The 11,265-nt window shown below is 44.4% G+C and carries 13 protein-coding genes and 1 other annotated feature (1 of these 14 cut by a window edge); of the genes, 9 read left to right on the top strand and 4 right to left on the bottom strand.

The genetic code is table 11. From position 1 onward, the window contains the following. The first annotated feature begins 37 nt into the window (after positions 1-37). The 5 genes from QRX25_RS18585 (at position 38) to QRX25_RS18605 (ending at position 3,206) form a co-directional block, all read left to right on the top strand. Positions 38-424: a CidA/LrgA family holin-like protein gene (locus QRX25_RS18585; RefSeq protein WP_007407725.1), complete on the top strand. Its 387-nt coding sequence runs from the start codon at positions 38-40 to the stop codon at positions 422-424. After that, positions 406-1,086 carry a CidB/LrgB family autolysis modulator gene (locus QRX25_RS18590; RefSeq protein WP_212099794.1) on the top strand — a complete coding sequence of 227 codons (681 nt, stop codon included), beginning with the start codon at positions 406-408 and terminating at the stop codon, positions 1,084-1,086. The genes QRX25_RS18585 and QRX25_RS18590 overlap by 19 nt, the downstream gene beginning before the upstream one ends. 128 nt (positions 1,087-1,214) lie before the next feature. Further along, a complete protein-coding gene (locus QRX25_RS18595) occupies positions 1,215-1,409 on the top strand; it encodes a YwbE family protein (protein WP_014471213.1) in 195 nt (64 codons plus the stop codon). 152 nt (positions 1,410-1,561) lie between these two features. After that, positions 1,562-2,317, top strand: a complete 756-nt coding sequence (locus tag QRX25_RS18600) for a MerR family transcriptional regulator (protein ID WP_212101802.1) — start codon at positions 1,562-1,564, stop codon at positions 2,315-2,317. Positions 2,318-2,324: 7 nt separating this feature from the next. After that, positions 2,325-3,206 (top strand): DUF2268 domain-containing putative Zn-dependent protease, encoded by an 882-nt coding sequence (locus QRX25_RS18605; RefSeq protein WP_212101805.1) that lies wholly within the window; start codon positions 2,325-2,327, stop codon positions 3,204-3,206. Positions 3,207-3,408: 202 nt separating this feature from the next. Here QRX25_RS18605 and QRX25_RS18610 read toward each other — a convergent pair whose 3' ends face one another. Then, positions 3,409-3,834: a BON domain-containing protein gene (locus tag QRX25_RS18610; protein ID WP_071347382.1), complete on the bottom strand. Its 426-nt coding sequence runs from the start codon at positions 3,832-3,834 to the stop codon at positions 3,409-3,411. 519 nt (positions 3,835-4,353) lie between these two features. Here QRX25_RS18610 and QRX25_RS18615 point away from each other — a divergent pair. After that, a complete protein-coding gene (locus QRX25_RS18615; protein ID WP_238156931.1) occupies positions 4,354-4,734 on the top strand; it encodes a MerR family transcriptional regulator in 381 nt (126 codons plus the stop codon). 2 nt (positions 4,735-4,736) lie between these two features. On the opposite strand, the gene QRX25_RS18620 is transcribed toward QRX25_RS18615, so the two are convergent. Beyond that, the gene (locus QRX25_RS18620) at positions 4,737-5,924 is read right to left on the bottom strand and encodes a class I SAM-dependent rRNA methyltransferase (RefSeq protein ID WP_115996549.1); all 1,188 of its coding nucleotides are present in this window, start codon (positions 5,922-5,924) and stop codon (positions 4,737-4,739) included. A gap of 84 nt (positions 5,925-6,008) precedes the next feature. Here QRX25_RS18620 and glxA point away from each other — a divergent pair, with 84 nt between their 5' ends. Next, positions 6,009-6,392 carry a glyoxalase GlxA gene (glxA, locus tag QRX25_RS18625; protein WP_013354053.1) on the top strand — a complete coding sequence of 128 codons (384 nt, stop codon included), beginning with the start codon at positions 6,009-6,011 and terminating at the stop codon, positions 6,390-6,392. A 26-nt stretch (positions 6,393-6,418) separates the two neighbouring features. On the opposite strand, the gene celB is transcribed toward glxA, so the two are convergent. Beyond that, on the bottom strand, positions 6,419-7,753 hold the full coding sequence (celB, locus tag QRX25_RS18630) for a PTS cellobiose transporter subunit IIC (protein WP_115996547.1): 1,335 nt from the start codon (positions 7,751-7,753) through the stop codon (positions 6,419-6,421). Between the two features lie 163 nt (positions 7,754-7,916). On the opposite strand from celB, the gene QRX25_RS18635 reads away from it, so the two are divergent. Then, entirely contained in the window at positions 7,917-9,665 is a 1,749-nt protein-coding gene (locus tag QRX25_RS18635) for a S8 family peptidase (RefSeq protein ID WP_115996545.1), read from the top strand. Positions 9,666-9,717: 52 nt separating this feature from the next. Here the strand turns inward: QRX25_RS18635 and QRX25_RS18640 are convergent, their stop codons facing one another. Further along, on the bottom strand, positions 9,718-10,578 hold the full coding sequence (locus tag QRX25_RS18640; RefSeq protein ID WP_115996544.1) for a glycosyltransferase family 8 protein: 861 nt from the start codon (positions 10,576-10,578) through the stop codon (positions 9,718-9,720). A gap of 178 nt (positions 10,579-10,756) precedes the next feature. On the opposite strand from QRX25_RS18640, the gene QRX25_RS18645 reads away from it, so the two are divergent. Continuing rightward, positions 10,757-11,254, top strand: coding sequence for a MarR family winged helix-turn-helix transcriptional regulator (locus QRX25_RS18645; RefSeq protein WP_014419207.1), 498 nt, complete (start codon positions 10,757-10,759; stop codon positions 11,252-11,254). Then, positions 11,251-11,265: a binding site (T-box leader), on the top strand (it continues 197 nt past the right edge of the window). Its footprint overlaps the gene before it by 4 nt.

Consider the following 11,265-nt stretch of genomic DNA (forward strand, 5'->3'; position numbering starts at 1 on the left):
ACCTTATGTACAATATAAATATAAGGGAGGCATCATGATGAAAAAATTGCTGCTTACCGTTATTCAAATCGCTCTGCTGTTTATATTTGCGCGTCTGATCAATTGGGTCACGGCGGCTCTTCATATAAATATTCCCGGCAGTATAATCGGGATTGTGATTCTTTTCACATTGTTGCATTTCAAGATTATCAAGCTTGAATGGATTGAGCTTGGCGCAGCATGGCTCCTCGGCGAGCTGCTGTTGTTTTTCATCCCGTCTGCCGTCGGAGTGATTGAATACGGAGATATTATGTCTAAATTCGGCGTAAGCATTTTACTTGTCGTCGTCATCAGCACATTTGTTGTGATGGTTTCAACAGGTACGCTTACACAGCTTATAGCAAAAAGAAAGGAGAAAAAACAAACGTGTTCATCGGAATCTTAAGTTTATTCTTAACTGTTTTGGTGTATTTGGGCGCAAAAAAACTCTACATTCGATTTCCGCGGGTGTATACTTCGCCGCTTCTGGTTACGCCCGCCGTTTTGGTCGGACTGCTGCTTCTTGTCAATGTCCCGTATCAGACATACAATCTCGGCGGCGGAGTGCTGACCGATATGCTTCAGCCGGCCACAGTGGCGTTCGCCATCCCGCTTTATAAATATTTCCCGATTTTAAAGAAATACGCCGTGGAAATTATTTTGAACGTGGCGGTCGGTTCATGTATCGCCATTCTGTCAACGGCCTTTATCGCGAAATGGTTCCATCTCGGCAGCAGCTTAGTCGACAGTCTCGTACCGAGATCCGTGACGACGCCGATTGCCATGAACGTATCAGAAATGATCGGCGGGATGCCGGCTGTTACAGCGGTTTTTGTCATTTTAACGGCTTTACTGGGAACGATCATCGGGCCGATGGTCATCCGCTATTTCCGCATTGATAACGAAGTTGCCCGGGGCGTGCTGCTCGGAACAAGCGCGCACGGAGCGGGAACATCTAAAGCATTTGAGCTCAGCTCCGTATCTGGAACGATCTCAAGCGTGTCCATGATTCTCGCCGCGATTATGACGCTGTGCGCGGCCCCGATTTTGCTTTCGTTTATGTCATAAAAGACTGCTCCTTACAGAGCGGTCTTTTTTTGTTGGCCGTAAGAATTGATTTGTCCGTCCTTCATAAAAAGACGAAAACACGATATGATAAGACATGAAGTGAAAAGACTGAAGAACGGATGTGTCATATGAACGGCCAGCAGCGAAGCAGCATCAGAAAAGGACTTGAAGTCGATATCGTCCTGAAAGCCGACCAGCGTTCAGGGAAGCTGACAAGAGGAATCGTGAAAGATATTTTGACAAACTCAAGCTTCCACCCGCGCGGCATTAAGGTTCGCCTAGAAGACGGCCGAATCGGCCGGGTGCAGCAAATTATTGAATAGAAAAAAAGCCGGGGTTTCACGCCCGGCTTTTTTTGTTTTCATAACTAAAATCAATGTTCTCCCCTTTTACAAAAAATGTACAGCTAACTATTGACTCTTACGTTGCGTAATACTTTAGAGTAGCAATTGAGGAGGTGGAAAAAGTGACGGGTATGAAAGTAAAAGAAGTAGCTGAACTGATTGGAGTAAGCATCCGTACTCTCCATCATTACGATCAAATTGGATTATTGACTCCTAAAGAAACCACCGATTCCGGTTATCGGCTTTATTCTGAAGAGAATCTTGAACAGCTGCAACAGATATTATTTTTCAAGGAGCTCGATTTCTCCTTAAAAGAGATTAAAGAAATCATCAATAGTCCTTCATTTAACCGAAGGGAGGCATTAATATTACAAAAGAAAATGTTGATTGAGAAACGAAATAGAGTAGACAAGATGATTGAAACCATAGATAAATCAATCAAACATATCAAGGGAGAAATCTCCATGACAAACAAAGAGAGGTTTGAAGGTATTCACTTTAAGCATGATCTTTATGAACAAGAAGCTCGCAAACGGTGGGGCGATCAACCTGTCGATGAGGTAAATATAAGATTGAAAAACATGACTGATGACGAGCAAAAAGATTTATCTGATAAGTGGACTACAATGTTCAATACATTTGCACTCCTTATTAATCAATCCCCGAAGTCTCCAGAAGTACAAACAGCTATCAAAGAATGGTTTGATTTTCTAAATGAGAATTTTGGTGAATATTCTTTTGATGCTTTTTATGGATTAGGTCAACTCTATATTGAAGATACACGCTTTACTAAGAACATCGATCAGTATGGTGAAGGGTTGGCGAAGCTTATGAGTGATGCAATTAAAATTTTCATAGACAGTCAAAAAAAGGGTGATACCAATTAAAATCATTATGGAAGATACAATTAGGCAATACGAAAAGTTATTTTCAATGACTGAAAATAGAGAAGATTATTATCGATATTCAATGATGAAACCTTTTGAAGACATGTGGAAAAAGATAAATGTTCCCTTAAAGGCAAAGCACCCTAACGGATATGATGTAATAGTAGCTACAAATATGATGGGCTATCTGAGCTTAACGGATACGGAAACCGGTAGAAAAGCATTAGAGAACCTAAAAGAAATTCAAGCTTCTCAAATTGCATTTGACACTTTAACTCATTGTGTTGAATTTATCGAACAAAACAACTTACAAATAAATGCTGATGAAATAAGATTTGGGATGTATCTAGCTAATCAAAAAAAGCTTGAATTACATAAAGGATATTGTGGATTTGGAGGCATTCCAGGGTTTATTCAAATTTGTATATTCCCCAATTCATATAATATACCAAGACTGCCCGCTGTAATTGCTCATGAATTTCATCATAATATTCGTTTTTCATATTTCAATTGGGATTATGGGAACGTAACGGTCGGTGATTACTTAATTATAGAGGGGTTAGCAGAATCATTTGCCAAAGAACTTTACGGAGAAACGCTTTTAGGTCCTTGGGTTACTTCCTTTGAAAAAGAAGACTTAGAATACTCAAAAGAAATCTTCAAAGACTCATTACATATTAAAGGATTCGATGAGGTCAGCAGTTATATGTTTGGTGACACTTTTGCAGCTCAACAAGGTTATCAGCCTGTTGGATTATCACCATTTGCAGGCTATGCGGTAGGCTACCAGGCTGTGCAATCCTTCATGAAAGCTAACAATGCGGGGATAAGAGAGGCCACCTTACTTGATACAGATGAGATACTAAGTAATAGCGGACTGTTTCTTTAATAACGTTTGGACAGTAAGAAAGTCATTATTATTTTCGCCCAATTTAAAGCGACTCCCTACGGTCCGGTTACCGTTGACTCACGCTAGGAACGCATCATCCCCTAGGCTTCCTGATCTGCAGATCGATTTTCAGTTTTCCTTATTCATTCTTCCGTAAATAAAAAAAGCAGGCCGTCGCCTGCTCATTATGTATTACTTGGTCTTATCTATATTTATATTTTACTCCAGAAACCTTAGTAGATGCATTTGACCACTTATAAACTGTAACCGTGTAAGAAATCTCTAGACCCTTTTTCTTAGATTTAGCAGTTTTAAAAGGCTTAATCATATTATTAGCTCCTACTTGATACATTAAAACACTTAAACCAGCAGAAGGGTGTGCTAGCCCAATAATATAACCCAGAATAAGCCCTTTATTAGACCCCATATTGTTATATCTAGACACAACTTTATTTACCTGATTCTTTGTGTAATAAACCTTTACCCTCTTTTTAAGAAGAACATCATTATCACACTGAGTTCCAAGATTTGTCGGTCGACAAGCTGCTTTAGAACTAGGGGCAAAAGCAGACAACACGGTAGCGAGAATACACCCCGCTATTAATAATTTAGTAACCTTCTTTAACACTTTTTTCTCTCATCACCTTTTACTCCGTTTCGCAATGCTATAAATCACTAATGCACCAACGAATATAGCAAACAAAACAGTTAATAATACATTACTTAAATCATATACAGAATTAAGCAATAATACTATTATTATATATAATATCAAAAATAAGTAAAAGGTTTTTTTCATATTTTTACCTCTTTCTAACTTTTTTTGTTTAAAGACTTATTTACGGATGAATTTTTAAAGTGAAGATGCCAATAGATCATCCTCGTCTTTGTAATTCAAAAGCCTTTTCCCGTCCTACTTTGTATGTACATCCTCTTTTTTCAACCACATTGGGGGGTACTCACTCTTAAAGAAATTATACCATTTCTTTTGTCAAAACCCCTCGACTTTTCCCCAAAACATTTGATGCTTATACACTGAACACTGCACCTTGATATCCTATCCCAAAACAACTCAAACATATAAAGTATGCAGCACTAAAAGGGCTTTCGCCTCGCCATAGCGAACCTTTTTACGAGGTGATACGTGATGGACATGGGAGTCAAATTATCATCAAAAGACGTCGCAAAACACCTCGGTATAGAGCCGGTGACTGTCCGCAAGTATGCCAGTATGCTTGAAGAACAAGACTGCTCCTTCAATAAAGATTCAAAAGGATGGCGACTCTATACCGAGGATGACGTAAAGACTTTAGAGTATCTATGTACAAAGACTAAGATCAATGGACACTCACTCGACGAAACGGTAAAGCATATAGCAAGCCTATATCGTTCAAAACTAACCATATCGGATACCGCTACATCGCTACAGGACAATCCTTTGGTTGAATTCATGAAGCGACAGGAAGAATTCAACCGCCACATGGCGGAGGAGGGGTTTCTTTTCCCTCCTCCACGCTATACACGATAATCCTATTTTTTCCGCAAGAAAACAACCTTCAAATAGTTCCCTTCTTTAAACGCGGGTATCGTTTTGAAATCCTCCGGAAGCGTATATTCTTCCAAAATGTCGTAACCCTCGTTTGTTTCTTTAAAGGCAGCCTCTATAAAGCCTTTAAATTTCTTCATGTTGAAGGCGCTGCTGTTTGTCGATGCAACGATGATGCCGTTTTTCGCAGTGATGGCGATCGTTTCCTTCAGCAGGTTTTTATAATCTTTCGCCGCGCTGAACGTCCGTTTTTTTGTGCGGGCGAAAGAAGGCGGATCAAGGATGATGAGGTCAAATGCCAGCCCTTTTTTTTCCGCATAGCCGAAGTATTTGAATACATCCATAACCTTAATGTCATGCGCCTCATAATCAATTCCGTTGGCGCTGAACTGTTCAATCGTTTTTGCCAGGCTGCGGTTGGCGACATCGACGCTTGTCGTTTTCTCTGCTCCTCCAAGCGCCGCCGCAACGGAAAATGCTCCCGTATAAGAGAACGTATTCAGCACCCGTCTGCCGTTTGCATACTTGTCCCGGATCGCTTTGCGCACATGACGCTGGTCTAAGAAAATGCCCGTCATCGCCCCGTCGTTTAAATCCACAGCGTACTGTATCCCGTTTTCTTGAACAATGACCGGAAAATCTCCTCTTTCGCCTTTGACAAAATCGTCGTCTTCTACATATTGTCCGGCGGTATCAAACCGTTTCTTTTCGTAGATCGCTTTATAAGACAGTTCCAGCCCGTCAATCGCCTCAATCAAACTGTCCTTATATGCGTAAATGCCTTTGCTGTACCATTGAATCAGCAGATAACCGTCATAGAAGTCAATCGTGACGCCGCCGATGCCGTCGCCCTCACCGTTGAAAAGACGGAACGCCGTTGTATCGGACGCCTTAAACAGATGGGCCCTTGCTTCAGCCGCTTTTTTCAGCTTGTCCAGAAAGAAGCGTCCGTCGATCCGTTCATCTCTCGCGCGGGACAGCACCCAGCCGACTCCTTTATTCTGCAGACCGTAATAGCCTTTTCCGATAAATTCACCCTTCTCGGATTTCACATCAAAAAGATCGCCCTCTGTTAAGTGAGCCGAGCTTCCGGACAGAGCGTCTTTTTCAATCAGGGGGAATCCTTTTTTCAGCTTTCCGGCAAATGTATCTTTCACTGTAAGTAGCTTCATTGTGCATTCCTCTTTCGTTTTGCTTTCTCTTATCGTACCATAAAACATGCATTGTCCCGAAAAATACAAAACAGGGGGAAAACCATGACAGCCAAAAGAATCGACCATACAGGCATTATGGTCAAAGATATTGAAACATCCATCGCCTTTTATCAAGACGTTCTCGGTATGACGTTAAAGGACCGGATCACCCATACAAACGGCATTATTGAACTCGCCTTTCTCGGCTTTCAGGAAGGGCCCGAGACGGAGATTGAATTGATCCAAGGCTACAGCAGCGAGCTTCCCGCAGAAGGAAAAGTGCATCATATCGCTTTATTAACTGAAGATATCGCGGCGGAATTCACGCATGCGAAACGCCAGGGCGCTGTATTTATTGATGAAGAAATCACGACGCTTCCCAACGGATACCGCTACTTTTACATTGAAGGACCTGACGGCGAATGGATTGAATTTTTCCAGCGTTAAAAAAACGGGCGGAAGCGCCCGTTTTTTTATGTTTCTTCTGTGACGTTTTGCGCCGCTTCCCGTTCCTCTCTCCATTTTTGAAGATCCCAAATTCTGAAAAACGGATAATAAATGATAAATGTAATCAGGAGGTTGATCAGCTGCATCACCGAACCGGAGATTTTCCCGCCCGTCGCCAGATAACCTGAAATCAGCGGCGGCATCGTCCACGGCACGGCGATTCCCGCCGGTTTTGCCACCATCCCCGTGCTCATTCCGATGTACGTCGCCGTAATGGTCAAGAGCGGCGCGATGATAAAAGGCACGATTAACAGCGGATTCATGACGAGCGGCATTCCGAAAATAATCGGTTCGTTAATGTTAAATATCGCAGGCCCGATGCCGAGACGGCCGAGCTGTTTCATCTGTTTGCTTCTGGAGCGCACAAGCATGGTCAGCACAAGGGCTAGCGTCGCTCCGCTTCCGCCGACATTAATCCATATTTGAAAGAACTGTGTCGTAAAAATGCTCGGCAGCGCTTCTCCCGCTTGAAAAGCCAAACGGTTGGCGTCCATCGCCCCGTACCAGATCGGTGACATGACTCCGCCGATAATGGATGCGCCGTGTATGCCGCAAGACCAAAGCAGCATTTGCACGAATTCGGCGACAAGGCTTCCGCCGAGACTCCCGCCTAAAATAGACAGCGGGGTGCCCAGCAGGTCGCCTACGACATTGTGAAGGCTTTTAAAAGGAGTCATTTCAATAAACAGACGGGCCAGCCAAACGAGCGTAATAATAATGAAACCGGGAATGAGCGCGACGAACGATTTGCTGACCGCAGGCGGCACTCCGTCAGGCATCTTAATGACGATATTTCTTTGGATGATAAACCGGTACACTTCCGTAGACAGCATTGCAATGATCATCGCGACAAACAGACCTTTGCTTCCGAGCAGTGAAATCGGGATGCCGCCTCCCACCATAATCTCTGTTGCCGAGCCGTCAGGAATAAACGGAATCTGATACGGCGTCGCCAATAAAAAGGCGGCAAGGGCAATGGCTCCCGACGACAGGGCATCCACCTCATAGCTTTCTGCAAGCCGGTAAGCTATTCCAAAGGCGGCGACGAGCGCCATAATGTCAAAGGACGCATTCACCGGATACCCGAACTTTTCAACCCAATGTTCACCGAAAAGACCCGCCATAAAATCGGCGTAACCGGGAATCGGAAGACTCGTCAGAATCAGAAAAACCGATCCGATGATAATAAGCGGCATAGACAGAATAATGCCGTCACGCAAAGCTCTTAAGTGCCTTTGACCGGCGACTTTTCCGGCGACAGGCATGATTTTTTCTTCCATTACCCGATTGAACGTACTCATTTATCAAAAAACCCCCTTTTTGAGTTCATTGCGCAAATGTCTTAAAGCATTTTCTTCATCATATTTTGAAAGCGTTTACATTTGCATACAGAAATTTTCCTTTTCCCTTAGGAAAAAAAGAATTCCGCACTGCCGATATATAAAGAAAAAAGGGGGAACCACAATGCATCACATCCTAAAACCGATAATGGCCGCTGCCTTGTGCGTCAGCCTATTCTCCGCCGCGGCGCCAGCGCACGCCGAGACGCACGACCGGGACGTTATCGTAGTGTACAAAAATCAAAACGGCAAGGAATCCGCCATAGACAGCGGAGCGGATGTGGAACAGACCTATCAGCATCTCCCGGCAGTCGCCGTGTCGGCCGATTCGCAAACGGTGAAAGACCTGAAGCAAGATCCTGACATCTTATATGTAGAAGACAATGTATCCTTTCAGGCAGCAGGCGGCTCTGATGTACACCTGTTATCAGCGGCTCCAAGCAGCAGTTACGCGCTGCCGCAATGGGATATAGAACCGACACAGGTCAAGCAGGCTTGGAAAGAAGGCTTGACGGGACAAAAGGTGAAAGTGGCTGTCATTGACAGCGGGATTTATCCTCATGATGACCTTTCCATTGCGGGAGGCTATTCCGCAGTCAGCTATACATCCTCATACAAAGATGACAACGGACACGGTACACATGTCGCCGGGATCATTGCGGCCAAGCATGACGGATACGGCATTGACGGCATCGCGCCGGATGTCCGGTTATATGCGGTTAAAGCTTTGGATCGAAAAGGTGCGGGAGATCTTAAAAGCCTTCTTAAAGCGATCGACTGGTCAATCGCCAATAAAATGGACATCATCAATATGAGCCTCGGAACAAACGCAGACAGCAAAATTCTTCACGACGCCGTCGACAAAGCTTACAAAAAAGGAATCGTGATCGTAGCCGCCGCAGGAAATGACGGCAATAAAAAACCCGTCAATTATCCGGGCGCCTACAGCAGCGTAACGGCAGTCTCAGCGTCAACCGAAAAAAACGGACTTGCGGCGTTTTCCACGACCGGAAAAGAAATTGAATTTGCCGCACCCGGCACCAATATAACAAGCACTTACCTGAATCAAATGTATGCAACGGCGGACGGGACATCTCAAGCCGCTCCGCACGTCACCGGCATGTTCGCACTGCTCAAGCAGAAATATCCGGAGGAAACAAATACGCAGCTCCGGCAGCAGATGCGGCAAAACGTCAAAGACCTAGGCGCTCCCGGACGTGACAGCCGATTCGGTTACGGGCTGGTGCAATATTATACGAACCAAAAAAGTTTTGCCGAACAGGCCGTCATAAAAGCGGAAAAAACGAAAAAGCAGGCAGATATCAATCAAGCAAAAACGTCGGTCAGCAAGCTTCCCAAGTCAAAGGGAAAAACCGCACTTGAGGCGCGAATCAATAAAGTTCAAGCCGCAAGAAATGTGACGGATGCAAGAGACAAAGTCCGGACTGCCGAAAAACAAAAGAAAAAAACCGCCGTCAATGCCGCCCAAAGCGCCATCCGCAAATTAGCGGCCGGCTCAGAGAAAAAAGGGCTGCAAAAGCGGCTGGATGCTGTCAACTCAGGCCTTTTGAAAACAGCCGAAGCCAGCGTCAAGCAGGCGGAAAAAAAGACCTCTGAGGCCAACGCCGCCAAAGCCAAAAAAGCAGTCAGCGAGCTCCAGCCGGGAAAAGAAAAAACCGCCCTGGAAAAACGGCTTGAGCGGATAAAAGATAAAATCAACCGGAAACAAGCAAGAGACAAAGTGAAAACGGCCGAAAAAACCAAAACGAAAAAGGCAAAATCAGCGGCACAAACGGCGGTCAGCCGGCTGAAGCCGTCTGCCGAAAAGACCAGTCTGCAAAAACGTGTGCGCGCGATCCGGGTAAAACATTAAAAAACGCTTATGAGCCGGATAACGGCTTCACAAGCGTTTTCATCACACCTGCCTATTGGTTCATAGCCGGGCGGTCGATCGTGTTCCATTTCGTAAAGGACATATATCGGAAATAATGATCACGGTACGGGTGCGCGGTACCTGTATTCCAAGGCTTGTCTCCTCCGCAGAAATGGACGATGGCCGGCTCGGCACGTGTTTCTCTGTATCGTATACGGTCAATCAGTTCAGGAGGCGTTTTCTCATTCATGATAATATGCGTCTGCGCATTCCAGCGCGGATGCAGTTCATGCCATTGATCATATAAGATCGCGTTAAGCGCGTCCTGATCATGAAATACGAGAAAATCCTCCGAACTGTTTTCATTGATAAAATCAATCACCTTTTCGGAAATATTTTGTTTTCTCCAAGGTTCGAAATCTATAATCATAATGCCGGAATTAAAATACTTGGCAGTATCGCTGATATTCATTTTTTTCAGTCTGTCATGCTGTCCGGCATCCTCTACCGCCGCAACAATTGCCGGGGAAATATTCAAATCCCATAGAGCTGAAATATCTTCCATCACAATCGCGTCGCAATCAATGTAGATCATCCGCTTCACAGACTCATCCTTAATTAAATCAGGGATGGAAATGCGGTAATAAGCCGCTTTAGTAATGTGGCTGCTTTCGACGGCATGCTTGTATTGATCAGCATCCACTTCTAAAAATTCAAGCGGCGCTCCGAATGACATCGCGGTCTGTTCAAGCTTGTCCTTGTTTTCGGCAGTAATTCCGCCGTCGATTACATATAATTTCGCATCCCTTGTTTTGTCCATATTCATCAATAAAGAAGCGAACATCCCACCCAAATGACGAGCATAATGATCATCAGCACATGATACGATATGCATTGTTTCATTTTTTCCCACTGATATTCATCTCCCTTTTTGTTGTACAAATGTCTTTCCCTTTTTGAAAAAAGTAAACCTTGATCCCACACATTTTTTGCGCGGGAATGTGCTGTTTGCGATTTGATATCTTTTGCATTCTCTGTTAAAATTCATTTCATAGCTAATGATTCTGACAATAATAAGGAGCATGACGCCATTGACGAATCGCAACGATGCCGGATCAGACAATAAGAAGCCGAACAGGCCTTTTTCCGATCTATCCGGCCGAAACAAAGAGGCGGCCTATATTGCCGCTGCACTCTATCGGTCCGCCCAGCAGCTCCGTGTAAAAATGGAGAAAGAGGTGCTGTCGGCACACAAATTATCATGGACGGCGTTTTCCATCCTGTATGACCTTTGTGAATGGGAAACGCTTGATACAAGAAGGATAGCCGCTCTATCCGGAATTACCGCGGCGACGGCGAGCAATGTCTTGAACACTTTGGAGAAGAAGGGCTTATGCAGCAGACAAACGAACAAAAGAGACCGCAGGCTTGTATTCGTCAGTATTACCGATGAGGGCAGAAAGGTTATTGAAGATCTTTACCCCGACTTTCATCAGGGGGAAATTGAACTGACGGCCTGTCTGGATAAACAGGAACAAAAAACGCTGTCCGCCCTGCTGCAAAAAATCGCTGACAATTTCATAACATAGCAGCTATGACG

This window comes from Bacillus sp. L381 (assembly GCF_030284525.1).
In the GTDB taxonomy this organism is placed as follows: Bacteria; Bacillota; Bacilli; order Bacillales; family Bacillaceae; genus Bacillus; species Bacillus amyloliquefaciens.